The following is a 17,443-nucleotide window of genomic DNA, read 5'->3' as shown; positions in this document are numbered from 1 at the left end:
GATTAATGAGCATGCTAAACTTTACTTAAAACCAAATCAAAGACTATTTTGGTTCCTTGGCCTTCTTGACTTTCAACCTCAATTTTTCCTTCAAAGAGTTCAACAATTTCTTTGCAGAGGTTTAATCCTAAACCTACACCCAAATCATTGACATTGTTGGAAACAGTACCTTGGTAATAGGATTCGAAGATATTGGCCAAATCACCTGCCGCAATTCCTATGCCGTTGTCTTCAATGGTTACTTGCAAATTGACTTCATAATCCGAAGTATTTTTTTGGTTAATAGTAACTTCTATCAAACCTTTTTCGGTAAACTTGTTGGCGTTGCCTATAATATTATAAAACAATTGGTGCATTTTAGCCACGTCTGAATACACTTCGTAATCCGTTTGCATATTTGAACTCAGCTTTAGTTTGTTGCCTTTACTTTCCACCAGCGATGTCATGGCGGTGATGATTTGCTCCAGCTCTGTTTTAAGATAAAAGTTTTTGTTTTTTAAAGTAAGGCGATGGTTTTCAGCTTTGGAATATTCTAATATTTGATTAGACAACAGCAACAAGGAATTGGTGGTAAATTGTACCGAATTAAAAGTTTCTTTGATTTCATTGTCTTTAACCGTTGCACTTATCTTTTGACTGTAAATAGCGATAATACTCAACGGTGAACGAATCTCGTGGCTGATCATTCCCATGATTCTATTTTTGAAGTTGAGGCTTTGTCGAATTTTTTCCTGTGCAGTAGTCAATCTTTTTTCATACTCAAAAGCCAAGCGTGTAAATCCGAACAAAATAAGTGACACCACAAACATCAAAAAGAGAACAGCTACTATCGAATAATTTCTAATGGCTTTGTTGGTTGCCAATTGGTCTTTTAAATCCTGCTGACTATTGAGTTTTAATTCTTGGGCGGCATTGGTAAAATAGGGCAGTGTGGTTTGGCTCAGCAACAGTAATTCGGTGTTGAATTTAACCAGCTCAAGGTCTTTTTTTCTCAAGTTGAGAAAAGCCGATTGCAGTTTGCCAAACTCCGCCGCATAATATTTGTTACTGGTCGAAATTAGGTATTTCATTTGTTCTTCGAGCGTACCGGTTTTTACTTTGTCTTTGTATTTCATGGTAATCACCGTATTCAACTGCTCTTTTTGGATTTCTATTTTACCCGAAAAAGCTGCCAGTAATCGGGCTAATAAGCCTTTTCTGGATATGCTGTCAATCTTGATGGAAGTATTGGTATCAATACTGTCGAGCACTTTATTATAATTCAAACGGTCAAATCGGAAGGGCGCAACAACGTCTTCATGGTTGGGATGAATTTGTCTGCTGATTACCGAATCAATAGACGATTTTAGGAGAAGAATATCGGCTGTTACTTTATCTCTTTTGGCCAAAATGGTTTTAAAAGCTTCATGGTTTTTGGTGGTAAATGCCAAGCTGTCTATCAACGAACTCGTTACTTTTAGCGAACCCAAATAACGGTCTAACGCTTTTGGATTTTTGGTGCTGATGTAATCGTTAAAAGACTCCTGCGATTGGATGATGGCATTGTTTACCTTACCGGTAAATCCATTAACTTGGTTGGCATGGTCAATGCTTTCGAAAGACGCTTCGATTTTGTTTTCATTGGCGGTTTCGTTATACCAAATTAGCACAGCAATGAGTTGTAAAAGAATAATGCATACTAATAAAGTATAATGCACAACTTTTCGATCCTCAAACTTTAGTTTTTTAAGAAAGATAGCGTTCAATATGGAGCTTTTTAAAATTTGTTTGCTGTAGGTATAAACAAATGTTAAAGAGTTGGGGCGGCAAAATTAATTTTTTAAATCAATTTACCATACAAAAGTAAGTCTCTTTAAGCTATTAGCGTGTAATACATTTTAATAATTCTTGTAGAATATATTCTACACTACTCGCTGTAACCTTATGTTTTAAAAGTGCTGGCCTTCAATAGACTACTAAAAAAAAGCCCCAACATATTTTACTACGTCGGGGCCATACTTAACTCTAATCTCAAAAAAACATTAATCGTCTAAGTCGCAAGAATCTTCTATGCTATCCTCTATAAGGTTGGCCAAGGCTTGATTGCCGTCGGTATCATTCGGACCAATTTCAATTACACCATCACCATCACCGTCAACGGCGCTGCTTAAATCAACCATGCTCAATACTTGGTTCAAATCGAAATTGAAAACTAAATCATAAGAATTGTTGTTGATTACCAAATTTTGATTGGTGTCTTCATAGTCAATTTCAAAGTCTTCATCTATGTCGTGCCAAAAGATAAACGGAGTTCCGTTAATCGTACCGGTAATTTCAATTGATTTGTTGAACATAGCTGATGCACTGTTGGTACTTTTGTGTAATTTGAATTCTACTTCTTCATAAGTACCGTTAGGAACAGTCACAGTAGTTACTGGGGCATTTTGGTTTAAAAGGTCTAACTCAAACGGGCCATACAATTCAAACTCATCATCGCTGTCGTAAAAGCCATCATCATCTGAATCGCCATTAGAATCGTCATCATCACTACTATTTTCAGCCAATTCAAATTCAATTTCTCTCAAGTTAATTTTAAAGCTGTTCAAAACAACATCTCCGTTTAATGCGGAACGGTTAGCTGATGGAGAATAAGTAGCTCTGGCTACAATATTCAAAGTGTTTTCTGAGCTTCCGCTATCATTGGAACAAGAAGCCAAAACAATTACTAATGTAATAATCCCTAATAGTTTTTTTAATTTTTTCATACCATTTAGTTTTTAAAATTTATTACAAAACAGAATTAACTTTAAATACCCTACCAGTGACAGATAATATTTTTTTAAGAAATCAACATTTGTCGGTGCAAACTGTTCATAACTAATTGGAAAGCAACGATGAACGGCTTCGAATAGTTTTTATTTTTATTTCAATCTAAATCTAAAACGTATGAATTTAAAAATGCTCCTTATTGTTTTATTGTTATTGGCGGGTAAAAGTTTTGGCCAGACTAAAATTGAAACCAAAGACGGTATTCATTACATTACCACTGATATCGGTTATACTGTTGCCGGGACTTATTTTTTTAATGGTGCTGAACCTACAGTAGAGTTAAATGCTAACGGTACCGGTTTATACCAATTGCATGAGCAACCTAAAAAAGCAGTTACTTGGGGTTTAGAATGCAATGAAGCCGGAGAGCCAATATTTAATAAAGGTTTTGATAATGCAGCTTATACCCTCTGGTACTTGTACACCAATCCTGAGAATGAAGACGAAGGCCATTGGAAAGCGGTACCTTTCACCATTCATTTTAACAGCCTTAAAATGTACATACAAGGTGAGCGTTGTAAAAGTTATACAGAATAATATTTTGCGCATAACAATCCAAACAAAAAAGCACCTTATGGGTGCTTTTTTGTTTGGAAATAGGTTCAATCCTTAATTTTGAGCCGGTATCATAAAAAGACACACTTATAAAGTCGTTCCGTATTTTCTACTGTAATTTCTCCGCTATCTATGGCGTCATCTATAGAAGACATAGAATAAAATTGACGCGGCGGAGCATCATTTTCAAATTTAATCAAATGAACCAAGCAGTACACAAATGGTGCACCATTGTTGTTGTTGTCCAAAACCAAATGAAATAGTTGCGGTTCTGACAATTCAGCAACGGTAAAAATTTTGCAAATCGGCATGCCACTGTCAAAAGCTGCTGCCGAAGATAGTCTTGAAAGTCTGATTAAATTAACCCTAAAAACAGTTTCATCATAATAAGCCCTTAAATCAGAAAGAGACAAATTTGTAGTAGGAACGGATGAATGTCGTTGATCATCCTGTACATTTTTTTGTACAGTTGTAATAGTGCCGGTTTCGGAATCACTACACGAAACCCCAACCATAACCGCGACGAACGCGATTGTAATGGATAAAGTTTTCATTGCCAAAAATGTTTAAAAAATTGAGAATAAATGTAGTGAAATTAAATACACTATTGCTTATGGAAAAGACTAATTTATCAATAATTTACTTGATTTTGAGGCAGTTGCAAATTCAAAGGGTCAAAATTCAATTTTTAAGTCTATAGCAATTTAAGACATCAAAGTTTCCTCTTACTCTGCGATATCCTGCTGCAACAGCAAAGTAGCACAAAGATTAGCCAGTAAAAAACGTTCTTCTGGGTTGGTAGCTGCTAAGTAAACAAGTCCGTTATCCATTAAGGAAACGGCCGCTACGGCTTGATTATCAGGATTACATATTTCATAACCTACTGAGCCCATCCAAATGGGTTTTGGCCCTTTGCTGGTTTGTAATTCGGTTATGGGTTTTAGACTATAGTATCGTGTTTGATCATAACCAAAGTAGCCAATATATTGTTTGGCATCTCTTTGCGAGGCATTATTGTCAAGTAGCAATTCCCATGGTTTGTTGTCTTGGTTTACATAGACTTGAGCATAAAACATATAAGATTGGTCAATGCCTTTACCGGTAATGTCTTTAATAATATTAACGATGCTATTTGGATTATTACCCACCAAAAGCTGTTCAGAGGCAAAGTCGGTAGCCGCATATACATCAGTATTGTTTTGCAAACCGTCTTTCATTTGAAATCCAAAAGTTTGGTAGCGGTCTCTGTTTTCAACCGTAAGAATCTCGGGATATAGAAAATCTACAACCGGCGAAACTGTTACAGGTACACGGGTATTACCGCCTTTGGTCCAAGAGCGCTTTACTTTAGAAGTGGTATACTCACCAAAACTAAGTTTCTGATTGATTAAAATACCCTGTCGGCCTTTGACTTTGTATTCGGATAGGGTATTGATGTCCGCATTACTAATGGCCGGTTTGAAAGGAGTACAGCCCATAACAACGAGGTATAGCGCTGAGAGCGAAATGTAATTTTTCATGTGATTGATTTTGATTGATGATTTTTGGGGATTGGTATAAGAATGGGGAAAAATGTTACAAAGCCAGGGTTGGAGTCATTTGGCAGATCATCGAAATTTAAAGTATTTTGGTTCAAGAAAAAGAATTAAACAAAAAGAAAAACCCCAATAGTCATCACAACCATCAGGGTTTTCTCAATCAAACTAACCTAAATATGTATTTCAAGTTAAAATCCAGTCAATCAGCGACTCAGTTACTCAGCGACATGATTCCTAAACACCAACTGTCCGTCAAAACAATCCAACAAAATAATACTATCTGTGGTCACTTTACCCGCTAAGATTTCCTTAGACAATTGGTTCAGTACTTCGCGTTGGATTACTCTTTTTACCGGTCGGGCACCAAACTGCGGATCGTAACCTTTTTCAGCTAAGTAAGCAATGGCTTCCGGTGTGGCATCCATCGTAATGTTTTGGTGTGCAAGCATTTTAGTAACGCTTTGCAATTGTAACCCAACGATTTGTTTGATATTCGCAGCGGTTAATGGTGTAAACATTACTATCTCATCAATACGATTGATAAACTCTGGATGAACCGTTTGTTTTAGCAAACCAAGTACTTCGGTTTTAGCGGCTTCCGTAGCGGCTTCAATACCGCCTTTTAGGTTTTCAAACTTCTCTTGTATAATCGCAGATCCCATATTGGAAGTCATGATGATAATGGTGTTTTTAAAGTCGGCCAATCGTCCTTTGTTATCCGTTAATCGACCTTCGTCTAATACTTGTAACAAGATATTAAATGTGTCAGGATGTGCTTTTTCGATTTCGTCTAATAAGATAACCGAATAAGGTTTTCTTCTTACGGCTTCGGTCAATTGTCCGCCTTCGTCATAACCTACGTATCCCGGAGGCGCACCCACCAATCGGCTCACACTGTGGCGTTCTTGGTATTCACTCATGTCGATACGCGTCATGGCGTTTTCATCGTCGAATAAATATTCGGCCAAGGCTTTCGCCAATTCGGTTTTACCCACACCGGTAGTTCCTAAGAATAGGAAAGTACCAATTGGTTTTTTCATGTCTTGTAATCCGGCACGACTTCTGCGTACGGCATCGCTGATGGCTTCAATAGCTTCTTCTTGTCCGACTACTCTGTGGTGCAACTCGTCTTCCAAACGCAAGAGTTTTTCTCTTTCACCTTGGAGCATTTTGGTCACGGGAACGCCGGTCCATTTCGCCACCACTTCGGCGATGTCTTCGCGGGTAACTTCTTCTTTGATCAAAGAGCTTCCGGCTTGATTTTCGGCCAATTGGGTTTGCAATGCATCTAATCTTTCTTGGGCGTCTTTTATTTTTCCGTAACGGATTTCGGCTACCTTACCGTAATCACCGTCGCGCTCGGCACGTTCGGCATCGAGCTTAAAATCTTCTATTTCTTGTTTGACAGATTGGATATTATCTACGACATCTTTCTCTGATTTCCATTTGGTAAAGATTTCGTTGCGTTCTTCTTTTAAATTCGCCAAGTCTAAGCCTAACGATTTCAACTTGATTTCATCGTTTTCTCTTTTAATCGCTTCAATCTCGATTTCCAATTGCATGATTTTTCGATCCAAGACGTCGAGTTCTTCGGGTTTGGAATTGATTTCCATGCGCAACTTCGAAGCCGCTTCGTCCATCAAGTCGATGGCTTTATCAGGCAAGAAACGATTTGTGATATAGCGTTGCGATAATTCAACGGCCGCTATAATAGCATCGTCTTTGATACGGACTTTATGATGGGTTTCGTATTTCTCCTTAATTCCTCGTAAGATGGAAATCGCACTTTCGGTATCAGGTTCATCGACCATTACTTTTTGGAAACGACGCTCTAACGCTTTGTCTTTCTCGAAGTATTTTTGGTACTCGTCTAAAGTCGTTGCTCCAATAGCTCTTAACTCACCACGAGCCAAAGCCGGTTTTAAGATATTCGCGGCGTCCATAGCGCCTTCACCACCGCCGGCTCCTACGAGTGTATGAATCTCATCAATAAACAAGACGATATCGCCTTCGGCTGAGGTGACTTCTTTCACCACCGATTTTAAACGCTCTTCGAATTCTCCTTTGTATTTGGCACCGGCAATCAGCGCACCCATATCAAGCGAGTAAACGATTTTGTCTTTTAGATTTTCGGGTACATCGCCGTCTACAATTCGGTGTGCCAAACCTTCGGCTATAGCGGTTTTACCCACGCCGGGTTCACCCACAAGCATTGGGTTGTTCTTAGTACGACGCGTTAAGATTTGCAATACTCTTCGAATTTCTTCATCACGACCAATCACCGGATCGAGTTTGCCTGTGCGGGCTAATTCGTTGAGGTTTTTGGCATATTTGTTTAGTGAATTATAAGTTTCTTCGGCTGAAGCGGAAGTTACTCTTTCGCCTTTTCTGATTTCGGCAATAGCGGCTTCCAAACCGTTGTATGTTACACCTTGGTCTTTTAAAATTTGGGCGACTTTACTCTTCGATTTAAAAATGGCCAATAGTAAATGTTCAATCGAAACGTATTCATCGTTCATTTTTTTGGCAATAATATTGGCTTCAGTCAAAGCCGTTGAAGCTTCTCGGGACAACATAATATCGCCTCCTGAAACTTTCGGAAAGCTTTGTAAAGTACTGTCGAGTATCTTTTTAAATAAATCGACATTGACGTTGAGCTTCTTTAGTATAAATGGCGTCACATTCTCATCGACTTCCAAGATACCTTTGATGATATGCTCGTTTTCGATTTGTTGGTGACCAAAGCCTTGCGCAATTTGTTGCGCTTGCTGAATGGCTTCTTGTGATTTAATAGTAAAATTGTTTGTGTTCATAATGTAGTGTTCTCCTTTGTGTTGTTGTTTGGGATAAAAGTTTTGAAAACTTCAGTTAATTGGCGTCAATTTATATTCCAATAAGTTTAAGCCGACAAAATGGCCGTTTTTTTGGTTATCTTTGCGATTGTTATAGACAGTTTGACGTTAGTAATGACGTTATGTCTTGATTTTGAGGGAAAGGGAAAAGTTAAAAGGGAAAAGTTTATGAGTTTGTTTCAAAATATTTTTGGTGGTTCAGATCAATCTGAGCGTGAAAACAAAATGGCTTGGCGTACTTTAACTGATTTAGGTCAGCTAAACGAGATTGTTAATGAGTCGACTGAAACTCCGGTAGTGATTTTCAAGCACAGTACTCGTTGCAGTATTAGCCGAATGGCATTGCGTCAGTTTGAACAAGAGTTTGATTTGGAAGGAAAAGTCATTCCGTATTACTTGGATTTATTGGAACACCGCGACATTTCAAACGAAATTGCAAACCGTTTCAGTGTTTACCACCAGTCGCCCCAACTGATTGTAATTAAAGATGGTAAAGCCATTTACGATCGTTCGCATGAAAGTATTGAGGCTAAGAAGTTAGCTGATTTAGTTTAACTTAACTCAGATTTAAAATAAAAAAGCCGTCTATAATTGACGGCTTTTTGTTTATCTCCTGAATCGGTTTCGGGTGATGATGTCCTTTAGTTTGGCTTTTAAATCGTTTCCGGTGTCAAAAACCATTTGCTCATTGGATGGAAAAGCCACCGCTCTTCGATCGAAATATTGAAAATAATCTTGTTCACAAGCGCGTTTGTCGCCACGGTATTTGGCATACATATAATTAAACGTAAACTCACTTGCCAGCGGAAACGTTTGTAGTAGCTGATTCGTATTAAAATCGATATAATCTACTTTGGCGGTTACTTGACAGGCTTTAAATTGCGAGAACTCGTAAATCGTAGCGCGAACGGTTCGCATATCGTCAACTTTAATCGGATTACCTAAACTGTCTTTTACAACTTGACCGTTGGCGTCTAATAGATTTTTGAGCCCAACCTTAATCAGTTTTTCTTTTTGCAGTTCGCGTTCTTTGATTTGTTCAGGCGAGATGTTGATTTGGCGGAAGTTCACTACCAAACCGTAATCATAATTGATGCCTTTGACGCGATTGCTGTGGTAAACCGTCCATTTATCATTTAAACCATAAGTGCTGAAATCCAGTAAATCATTTTCCAAACGAATCGGAATGACCATATTGGTTTCGTTTTTAGTGTAAACGCTTACGTAGTCAGTCCCTTTAATTCTTGCTTCTTCAATGAGTTTGTCGGTGTCTTTGAAACCCGGACTTAAATTTTGCAGATACACCAAGTCATCATAGGCGCGGCGTACCACCATTTTGTCTTTGTTGGCCAAAAGCGCTTTGGAGTTGTTGTATAAATATTTGGCCAAAGCATTTTTACTGCTCACAATCTGATCGGAGTAGTCTTCGAAAGGGAAAATAGCTTCGCGACCTTCTTTTAACAAACGAACCGGTAATAAAGGGCGAATGCGTTCCTGACGTGCATTGAGTTGGACATAAGTTTCATAAATCCTCTCTAAGTTCTGCGGATTGGCATCTTTAAACCAAGTGTCAATGTTGCGCAAATCGCGTTCTTTGGCTTTGGCAAAAGCTTCTTCGAGCATATAAACGTAATCTTGCTTGCCTTTGGCATTTTTGTTTCCACGCAAACCTTCGACAGCATTTTGAATCGCACCGTCATAATCACCGGAAGTGAGCATATCACGGGTTTGTCGAACGCCACAAGCGCTAACCACAAGAAGTAACGCTACCAGAGAAGTAATTTTTTTCATAGACAGGATTGTTTGGAACAAATATAAGAGAAATGACTTTGTTTTGAAAGCAGATTGTAAGACTTGAAAAGAATTTACGGCATAGGTTTGATTCGGATGTATTGCCACTGGTCATTCAAACTTCCGTCGGTTTTCCAATAATGGTTTGTGGCTACAATGGGCAAATAGAAATAGCCGTCAGTGCTCCAAAACATATCGGTATTTTCTCCTGCCGGCATCCAATATTTGAAACCGGTGTTCATTTTATGGACTATCTTTTGCTTATCGATGACAAAGAAATCCAAATCTGCGGTATTTTCATAAACGTTTGCGCCTAAGCAAATAATCTTTTTTTTATCGGTCGAAATATTAGGAAAGTCAACAAAGGTTGAAATTCTCTCACCGCTTGTTTTGTCAATTAAAGTAAAGTCATAATCTTCCCAATACATGCCATAAACGACATATGCATTAAGTAAATTGATTTGCCCGATGTATTCATAAATACGAATAGTTTCTTCTTCTGAGGGAAGATCAGTAAAGGTGACGGACTTCTTTTGACAAGGCAATGTGATGATACCGTTGGTCTTTTTGTGGACTAAAGTATCAGCGGTCAAAAATGAAACCGCCTTTTTCTTTTTTGCAGTATAAAGCTTTTGGTCAATCAATTCAATGCTGAAATACTGGGTTAGCGACTCATCCTCATTGTAATAAGTGGTGCTGTCGTTTTCAGTGAGATAAGTTATGATATTCAAATCCGGCTCATCCAACATCTTTTTGGCCGCTCTAATACTATCGTTTTGTGCCTTTAAGCCAAAGCTTAAAAACAAGACGAATAGGAGTAGGCAAGCTTTTGAGTTCATCTTAATGATTTATTGTAGAAAGGCTTTCAAATCTTCATAAGTCTTAATCTTAGTCGATACTTTCTCTTTGCCTAATACATTTTCAATCTGGGTTGGAATAGGCAATTTTAAGCCCAATAAAGGTTCCACCACATCCAAGAATTTAATAGGATGAGCAGTTTCCAAAAATACACCAATGCTTTTCGGTTGTTTTGCCATTTCTTTTTTCAGTCCCAAATATCCCACAGCGCCGTGTGGTTCAGCGATGTACTGTGTTCGATTGTAAATATCTTTGATGGCTATTTCGGTTTCAGCATCGGTAAAAGAGTAGGAAGAGAAGTCTTTTTCAAATTCACTTAAATCATAGTGATACAATTCCTGAATGCGAATAAAATTGGATGGATTCCCAACATCCATCGCATTAGAAATCGTAGCGATAGAAGGTTTTGGTTCATAGTTTCCAGCTTCTAAAAACCTTGGCACTGTATCATTGGCATTAGTCGAAGCCACAAAATGGGCGATAGGTAAGCCCAATCTTTTGGCCATAATCCCGGCGCAAATATTCCCAAAATTGCCACTCGGGCAAGAGAGAATAATCGGCTTGTCGTACTTTTTTAACTGTTGGTAAGCAAAGAAAATATAAAACATTTGCGGCAGCCAACGGGCAATGTTAATCGAGTTAGCTGAGGTTAAATTTTTATGATTTAAAGTATGGTCTAAAAAAGCTTGTTTCACCATATCCTGACAATCATCAAAAACGCCATCTACTTCTAAAGCTTTTATATTTTTTCCAAGCGTAGTTAATTGACGTTCTTGTATTTCACTCACTTTACCGGAAGGATAAAGTATAATTACTTCAACACCTTTTACTTCCAAAAATCCGCTAGCAACCGCACCGCCGGTATCGCCGGAAGTGGCTACGAGAACGGTTACTTTTTTATCATCATTACGGTTAAAATAACCTAAGCATCTCGACATAAATCGGGCACCGACATCTTTAAATGCCATGGTTGGTCCGTGAAATAGTTCCAAAGAAAAGACATCTTTTTCCACCGTTACACAAGGAAAATCAAAGCATAAAGTTTCGGCTATGATGCGTTTGAGTTCGGCTTCCGGAATTTCGTCGCCAACGAATTGTTTGATGGCTTCAAAAGCAATCTCTTCTTGCGTAAGGTTTTCAATATTTTGGAAGAAAGAATGGGGAAGCGGCGTAATGCTTTCCGGAAAGTACAAACCTCTATCGGGTGCCAAACCAAGCACAACTGCTTGTTCAAAGCTGACTCTTGGCGCGTTTTTATTTAAGCTGAAATATTGCATTTTAAACTACGATTTACAAAGTACAAAATACGAAATACATTTTACTTTGTACCTCGTACTTCGTCCTTCTTATATTGTTTTCACTCCTTCATCATTCACCTTTGAAATATGCATATCAAAAGCAATTCCGGTTTCAAGATAGCTATTGCTCATCGCATAAGCTACTTTCTCGGCAATTTCTTGTCCTTTGCACAAAGCGAATATCGAAGGTCCGGCACCTGAAATCCCTGAGCCAAGTGCACCGTTTTGCAAGGCCGTATTTTTGACCAAATCAAAATTAGGAATTAATTGTTTCCGCGCCGGTTCAATAATCACATCTTGCAAAGAACGACCAATCAGCTCGTAATCTTTGGTATATAATCCGGCAATTAATCCGCCAACGTTTCCCCATTGGGTTATTGCATCTTTTAAGGGAACAGCGCTAGGGAGAACCGCTCTGGAATCGGAAGTTTTAAGCTCGATTTGGGGATGCAGAACTACTGCATAAATTTCACTTGGACTTTCAATTTTAATCACATCTAACGGATTGTAACCACGAACCAAAGTAAATCCACCAAGTACACAAGGTGCTACATTATCGGCATGTTCGCAACCACTAGCTAAAGCTTCACCTTTCATGGCAAAATCAACCAATTCTTGACGGGTAAAGGGTTTGCCTAATAATTCATTAATACCGAAAACCGCTCCGGCCGCACTGGCAGAAGAACTTCCGATACCGCTTCCGGCTTTTATTTTTTTATGGATTTCAATTTCAAAGCCACAATCAGGATTAGCTGCATTTACAATAGCAAGCGCAGCGACACCGGCCACATTTTTTTCGGTTTCCAAAGGTAAATCGGCACCGATTATTTTGGTAATGCGTATGCCTTTTTCGGCTACTTTTCGAATAATCATTTCGTCGCCAATGCCTTCCAAACACAAACCCAATACGTCAAACCCGCAATTGAGATTGGCGATAGTGGCCGGACAGAATATTTTTATTTCGTTCATTTTTAAAGGTTTCAGGTTCAAGGTTTCAGGTTCAAGGTTGAGACAACTCGTAACTTTGAACTCGCAACTTGCAACTTTTTAAACATTTCCAATCCTAACTACATCCGCAAAAATCCCTGAAGCTGTGACAGCTGCTCCGGCACCGGCACCTTTGATTAGTAAAGGTTGGTCGACGTAGCGATCGGTGTAAAATTGGACGATATTGTCTTTTCCTTCGAGGTTGTAAAACGGACTGTCAGACGGAATAAATTGCAAGCCAACACTGGCTTTTCCGTTTTCGAATGAGGCTACAAATTTCAGTCGGCTGTCCTTGGCTTTGGCCTCTGCCAAAAGGTTGTCAAAGTGGCTTGCATGTTTGGTTAACGATTTGAAAAAATCCTCGTTGTTGGTGGTTTCCATGCATTCTTTTGGCAAGAAGGAATTGTTGACAATGTCTTCCATTTCCATTTCGTAACCGCTTTCGCGAATGAGGATTAAAATCTTACGAGCAACATCAACCCCACTTAAATCAATTTTTGGGTCAGGTTCTGTAAATCCTTGAAAACCTGCTTCTTTTACCACGTCATGAAAGTTGTAAGTATCACTGAAATTATTAAAAATAAAGTTCAAACTTCCCGATAAGACTGCATTGATTCGGTTGACTTTATCACCCGAAGCAATTAAGTGTTTGAGCGTGTCAATGATAGGTAAACCGGCTCCGACATTGGTTTCAAATAAAAACGGTGCATTGTATTTTCGGGATAAGTTTTTAAGGTTTTTATAGTTGCTGTATTCTGACGAGCACGCTATTTTGTTACAGGTGACAACGGCTATATTTTGGCCTAAGAATTGGTCATAAATGCTCGCAATGTCATAATTGGCGGTGATATCGACAAAAATGCTGTTGCGTAAATTCAATTCTTTAGTTCGGGCGATGAATTCATTTGGATTCGCCTTTTCGCCATTATCCAAAGTCTCTTTCCAACTCTTTAAATCGATACCGTCTTCGTCAAAAACCATTTTTCTGGAATTGGATAAAGCAATAACACGCACATTGATTTTCAAATTTTCTTTTAAGAATTTCTTTTGTTGGCTGATTTGGTCGATGAACTTTTCGCCTACGTTTCCAACACCCATTACGAATAAATTTAACTGCTTGGTATTGTCTTCAAAGAAACGCTCATGTAACGTGTTCAGTGCTTTTTTAACATCTTTTTCATTAATCACAACGGAAATGTTTCTTTCCGAAGCTCCTTGAGCAATAGCACGGATATTGACGTTGTTTTTGCCTAAAGTACTGAACATTTTTCCGCTGATACCTTGGTGGTTTTTCATGTTTTCGCCAACAAGAGCCACGATGCACAAATCTTTTTCGACGATAGTTGGGTCAACTTTCCCTTGGGCAATTTCCATTTCAAAAGCTTTGTCGATAGCGGATTTGGCTTTGTCAGCATCAGCATTTAGAATTCCGACACAAATAGAGTGTTCTGAAGAAGCTTGGGTAATAAAAATCACATTGATATTTTCATTGGATAAAACTTCAAACAAACGTTTGGAAGAACCCGCAACACCAACCATTCCTGAACCTTCCAAGGTCAGCAAGGCAATGTTATCGATATGCGTAATTCCTTTAATCGGATTGCTTGATGCTTCAGGAGTATTGGAAATCAAAGTTCCGTAGGCTTCGGGTTCGAAAGTATTTTTGATAAAAATCGGAATGCTGTCTTTTAACACAGGCTGAATTGTTGGCGGATACAAAACTTTGGCCCCAAAATGCGACAATTCCATTGCCTCTTGATAGGAAATGGTTTCTATCGGTTGGGCCTGCTTAACGCTTTTCGGATTGGCGGTGAACATACCATTGACATCGGTCCAAATTTCTAAGACTTCTGCGTTTACCGCAGCTGCAATAATTGCTGCCGTATAATCGGAACCGCCTCGACCAAGTGTTGTAGTATTTCCATCCAAAGAAGAAGCAATAAATCCGGGAAACAAGGTTACTTGAGTAGTATTGTTTTTGAAATAGTCGGCAATTAATTGATTGGTTACTTCAAAATCAACCGCAGCTTTTCCGAAATTGGAATTGGTTTTAATCACTTCTCGACTGTCTTTAAAAGCGGAGTTGCTGACTTTTTGCTTTAGCGCTACCGCAATAATCTGAGAAGATAACAATTCGCCAAAACCAGCTACGATATCAGCCGTTCTGCTTGACAATTCGCCCAAAAGGTAGCAACCATCCAATAAGGTTTTTAAATGGTTGATATCGTGGTTAATGGTATCAATAATTTCGCTTTGATCGCTCAGTGGAACCAATTCGTCTATAGCGTCTTTGTGTTTTTTCTCGATTTGACTAACGATATCTTTGTAACCTTTGTCTTTGGCACCGGCAGTTTTTCCGGCTAAAATTAGTAAATCGGTTACGCCGCTAAAGGCCGAAACGACTACGGCAAGTTGGTTTTCTTTACTTTTGTTGGCAACTATTGCTATGGTTTTAGAAATGTTTTCAGCATTGGCAACCGAAGTACCGCCAAATTTTAATACTATCATGACTTTTTTAGTTATGAGTTATGAATGATGAGTGATTTGCTTTCTTGCGAAAGTACATGTCAAGTGGATTATATGTGAAAATTATACCCCAAACGGGGTTGTAGTTGTTGATGTTGTGGTGCCAAATGTCGCAACCAAAGAATTGGTTGTAGAAGAGAATAGGTATTTAGCGTAGTTCGACATCATGATTTTCAAATGTATGACTTTTTAGGAATTAAAAAAGGTTTCCTTAAATTTTTAAGAATATCGCAATAATTATATGTAACTGATGTGATTTTGTTTATATCAATATTCTAAAGTTGTTTTTTTTAATAATTTATCAAAAAATACTCGGTCAAATTGTTGCTTTTTAACAATCGTTTGCGGAATTTTGGGCTTTTAATCCTCACCAAAAATGGAGCATTCGCATTACATCAGTACGGAAGTATTGACTTTAGAGACTTTACAAGGAATTATTGCCGAGCACAAGACTTTGGCTCTTTCGGAAGAAGCCAAAATCAACATTCAACAATGTAGGGATTATTTGGACCAAAAAATGGCCGCCAATGAAACCCCGATTTATGGGATCAATACAGGTTTTGGTTCACTGTGTAATGTGAAGATTTCAAATGAAAATTTGTCTCAGCTTCAGGAAAACTTGGTAAAATCGCATGCTTGCGGTACCGGGGAAGAAGTGCCTTCAGAGATAGTGAAAATAATGTTGTTGCTCAAAATTCAATCCCTGAGTTACGGTCATTCAGGTGTGCAATTGCAAACGGTAGAGCGTTTGGTTGATTTCTACAATAACGATATACTTCCTGTTATTTATACTCAAGGTTCGCTTGGCGCGAGTGGTGATTTGGCACCATTGGCTCATTTGTCTTTACCTTTATTAGGCGAAGGCGAAGTGTATTATGACGGTTTTCGTCAGCCGGCAAAAAAGGTGTTGGAGAAAATGGGTTGGCAACCGATAGTATTGCAATCTAAGGAAGGTTTGGCCTTATTAAACGGCACCCAATTCATGAGTGCTTACGGCAGTTATATTTTGTTGAAAGCAATGAAGTACTCTTATTTGGCAGATGTGATTTCGGCCATATCATTGGAAGGATTTGACGGAAGAATCGAACCTTTTGACGAACTGATTCATTATGTTCGTCCGCACAAAGGACAAATCGTGACTGCCAAAAGAATGCGAGAATTATTAGAAGACAGTCAAATCATTACGCAACCCAAAGCACATGTTCAAGATCCGTATTCATTCCGTTGTATTCCACAGGTTCATGGCGCATCGAAAGACACGATCGACTATGTGAAAAAAGTATTCAAAACCGAAATTAATTCGGTTACAGATAATCCAAACATCTTTAAAAACGAAGACTTAATCATTTCCGGCGGGAATTTCCACGGACAGCCATTGGCTTTAGCCTTAGATTTTTTAGGCTTGGCTTTGGCAGAATTGGGAAGTATTTCAGAAAGAAGAACTTACCAATTGATTTCAGGTTTGCGTGGCTTACCGGCATTCTTAGTCGACAATCCAGGGTTAAATTCAGGGTTTATGATTCCGCAATATACCGCCGCTAGCATTGCCAGTCAGAACAAACAATTGGCGACGCCGGCCAGTGTTGATAGTATTGTTTCTTCTAACGGACAAGAAGACCACGTGAGTATGGGTGCAAACGCAGCCACGAAAACGCTTCGCATTATGGAAAACTTGGAACGCATTTTGGCGATTGAATTGATGAATGCTTCTCAGGCCATTGCTTTCAGACAGCCTTTGAAATCAAGTGAGTTTATTGAGTCATTTTTGAAATCTTATCGAGAAGAAGTGCCTTTGGTCAAAGAAGACCGCATTCTGCACTACGACATTGAAAACTCGGTAGCGTTTTTGAATAGTTTTATGATTGAGTTAGAAGAGTAAACTGAACAATCCTAAAATTGCCGGAACCGCTTGTACAAAAAATATTCTTTTGGACGCAGTCAATGCACCATAAATTCCGGCTACGAGAACACAACCTAAGAAAAACAAGGCTACGTTTAGACTCCAAACAACATTAGTAATTAATAGTGACCAAATTAATCCGGCAGCGAGAAAGCCGTTGTATAAACCTTGATTCGCCGCCATGACTTTGGTCTTTTCAAATTGGTCTGCCGGAATGGTTTTAAACACTTTTCTTCCGCGAGTTGTCCAAGCGAACATTTCGAGCCAAAGAATGTATATGTGCAGTACTGCAATAAATCCGATGATAATTTGAGAGAGAATATTCATGTG

Annotated in this window: 14 protein-coding genes; 3 read left to right on the top strand and 11 right to left on the bottom strand. The window is 38.7% G+C overall.

Annotation, left to right across the window (positions count from 1 at the left end; all coding sequences use genetic code 11):
• Window positions 1-14: 14 nt before the first annotated feature.
• Both P7V56_RS10100 and P7V56_RS10095 read right to left on the bottom strand, forming a co-directional pair.
• On the bottom strand, window positions 15-1,745 hold the full coding sequence (locus P7V56_RS10100; RefSeq protein WP_171221717.1) for a sensor histidine kinase: 1,731 nt from the start codon (window positions 1,743-1,745) through the stop codon (window positions 15-17).
• Window positions 1,746-2,021: 276 nt separating this feature from the next.
• Window positions 2,022-2,744: a DUF4382 domain-containing protein gene (locus tag P7V56_RS10095; protein WP_171221716.1), complete on the bottom strand. Its 723-nt coding sequence runs from the start codon at window positions 2,742-2,744 to the stop codon at window positions 2,022-2,024.
• A 181-nt stretch (window positions 2,745-2,925) separates the two neighbouring features.
• Here P7V56_RS10095 and P7V56_RS10090 point away from each other — a divergent pair, with 181 nt between their 5' ends.
• Window positions 2,926-3,345 (top strand): hypothetical protein, encoded by a 420-nt coding sequence (locus P7V56_RS10090; RefSeq protein WP_171221715.1) that lies wholly within the window; start codon window positions 2,926-2,928, stop codon window positions 3,343-3,345.
• 89 nt (window positions 3,346-3,434) lie between these two features.
• Here P7V56_RS10090 and P7V56_RS10085 read toward each other — a convergent pair whose 3' ends face one another.
• The 3 genes from P7V56_RS10085 to clpB form a co-directional block, all read right to left on the bottom strand.
• Window positions 3,435-3,917: a hypothetical protein gene (locus tag P7V56_RS10085; RefSeq protein ID WP_171221714.1), complete on the bottom strand. Its 483-nt coding sequence runs from the start codon at window positions 3,915-3,917 to the stop codon at window positions 3,435-3,437.
• Window positions 3,918-4,088: 171 nt separating this feature from the next.
• On the bottom strand, window positions 4,089-4,883 hold the full coding sequence (locus P7V56_RS10080; protein WP_171221713.1) for a hypothetical protein: 795 nt from the start codon (window positions 4,881-4,883) through the stop codon (window positions 4,089-4,091).
• A 233-nt stretch (window positions 4,884-5,116) separates the two neighbouring features.
• Entirely contained in the window at window positions 5,117-7,714 is a 2,598-nt protein-coding gene (gene clpB / locus P7V56_RS10075) for an ATP-dependent chaperone ClpB (RefSeq protein WP_171221712.1), read from the bottom strand.
• Between the two features lie 207 nt (window positions 7,715-7,921).
• Between clpB and ytxJ the strand changes: the two genes are divergently transcribed.
• Window positions 7,922-8,308: a bacillithiol system redox-active protein YtxJ gene (ytxJ, locus tag P7V56_RS10070; protein WP_171221711.1), complete on the top strand. Its 387-nt coding sequence runs from the start codon at window positions 7,922-7,924 to the stop codon at window positions 8,306-8,308.
• A 51-nt stretch (window positions 8,309-8,359) separates the two neighbouring features.
• On the opposite strand, the gene P7V56_RS10065 is transcribed toward ytxJ, so the two are convergent.
• The 5 genes from P7V56_RS10065 to thrA form a co-directional block, all read right to left on the bottom strand.
• Complete coding sequence (locus P7V56_RS10065; protein ID WP_171221710.1) at window positions 8,360-9,544, bottom strand: carbohydrate kinase family protein; 1,185 nt, start codon at window positions 9,542-9,544, stop codon at window positions 8,360-8,362.
• Between the two features lie 74 nt (window positions 9,545-9,618).
• On the bottom strand, window positions 9,619-10,383 hold the full coding sequence (locus tag P7V56_RS10060) for a hypothetical protein (RefSeq protein WP_171221709.1): 765 nt from the start codon (window positions 10,381-10,383) through the stop codon (window positions 9,619-9,621).
• A 9-nt stretch (window positions 10,384-10,392) separates the two neighbouring features.
• The gene (thrC, locus tag P7V56_RS10055; protein WP_171221708.1) at window positions 10,393-11,679 is read right to left on the bottom strand and encodes a threonine synthase; all 1,287 of its coding nucleotides are present in this window, start codon (window positions 11,677-11,679) and stop codon (window positions 10,393-10,395) included.
• A 69-nt stretch (window positions 11,680-11,748) separates the two neighbouring features.
• Window positions 11,749-12,669: a homoserine kinase gene (locus P7V56_RS10050; RefSeq protein WP_171221707.1), complete on the bottom strand. Its 921-nt coding sequence runs from the start codon at window positions 12,667-12,669 to the stop codon at window positions 11,749-11,751.
• 78 nt (window positions 12,670-12,747) lie between these two features.
• Entirely contained in the window at window positions 12,748-15,195 is a 2,448-nt protein-coding gene (gene thrA, locus P7V56_RS10045) for a bifunctional aspartate kinase/homoserine dehydrogenase I (RefSeq protein WP_171221706.1), read from the bottom strand.
• Window positions 15,196-15,589: 394 nt separating this feature from the next.
• Here thrA and hutH point away from each other — a divergent pair, with 394 nt between their 5' ends.
• Window positions 15,590-17,092, top strand: coding sequence for a histidine ammonia-lyase (hutH, locus tag P7V56_RS10040; RefSeq protein ID WP_171221705.1), 1,503 nt, complete (start codon window positions 15,590-15,592; stop codon window positions 17,090-17,092).
• Here the strand turns inward: hutH and P7V56_RS10035 are convergent.
• Window positions 17,081-17,440 carry a DUF1304 domain-containing protein gene (locus tag P7V56_RS10035; protein WP_171221704.1) on the bottom strand — a complete coding sequence of 120 codons (360 nt, stop codon included), beginning with the start codon at window positions 17,438-17,440 and terminating at the stop codon, window positions 17,081-17,083. The two genes, hutH and P7V56_RS10035, sit on opposite strands and share 12 nt — an antisense overlap.
• Window positions 17,441-17,443: the final 3 nt, after the last annotated feature.

The sequence above is a fragment of the Flavobacterium sp. IMCC34852 genome, assembly GCF_030643905.1.
Taxonomy (GTDB): Bacteria; Bacteroidota; Bacteroidia; order Flavobacteriales; family Flavobacteriaceae; genus Flavobacterium; species Flavobacterium rivulicola.
This window is presented reverse-complemented; position numbering and strand designations above follow the sequence as displayed.

Bases quoted from the DNA above. Each gene is read 5' to 3' on its own strand.
- P7V56_RS10095 (WP_171221716.1), bottom strand. From the start codon at position 2,744: ATGAAAAAATTAAAAAAACTATTAGGGATTATTACATTAGTAATTGTT.
- P7V56_RS10090 (WP_171221715.1), top strand. From the start codon at position 2,926: ATGAATTTAAAAATGCTCCTTATTGTTTTATTGTTATTGGCGGGTAAA.
- P7V56_RS10085 (WP_171221714.1), bottom strand. From the start codon at position 3,917: ATGAAAACTTTATCCATTACAATCGCGTTCGTCGCGGTTATGGTTGGG.
- P7V56_RS10080 (WP_171221713.1), bottom strand. From the start codon at position 4,883: ATGAAAAATTACATTTCGCTCTCAGCGCTATACCTCGTTGTTATGGGC.
- clpB (WP_171221712.1), bottom strand. From the start codon at position 7,714: ATGAACACAAACAATTTTACTATTAAATCACAAGAAGCCATTCAGCAA.
- ytxJ (WP_171221711.1), top strand. From the start codon at position 7,922: ATGAGTTTGTTTCAAAATATTTTTGGTGGTTCAGATCAATCTGAGCGT.
- P7V56_RS10065 (WP_171221710.1), bottom strand. From the start codon at position 9,544: ATGAAAAAAATTACTTCTCTGGTAGCGTTACTTCTTGTGGTTAGCGCT.
- P7V56_RS10060 (WP_171221709.1), bottom strand. From the start codon at position 10,383: ATGAACTCAAAAGCTTGCCTACTCCTATTCGTCTTGTTTTTAAGCTTT.
- thrC (WP_171221708.1), bottom strand. From the start codon at position 11,679: ATGCAATATTTCAGCTTAAATAAAAACGCGCCAAGAGTCAGCTTTGAA.
- P7V56_RS10050 (WP_171221707.1), bottom strand. From the start codon at position 12,669: ATGAACGAAATAAAAATATTCTGTCCGGCCACTATCGCCAATCTCAAT.
- thrA (WP_171221706.1), bottom strand. From the start codon at position 15,195: ATGATAGTATTAAAATTTGGCGGTACTTCGGTTGCCAATGCTGAAAAC.
- hutH (WP_171221705.1), top strand. From the start codon at position 15,590: ATGGAGCATTCGCATTACATCAGTACGGAAGTATTGACTTTAGAGACT.
- P7V56_RS10035 (WP_171221704.1), bottom strand. From the start codon at position 17,440: ATGAATATTCTCTCTCAAATTATCATCGGATTTATTGCAGTACTGCAC.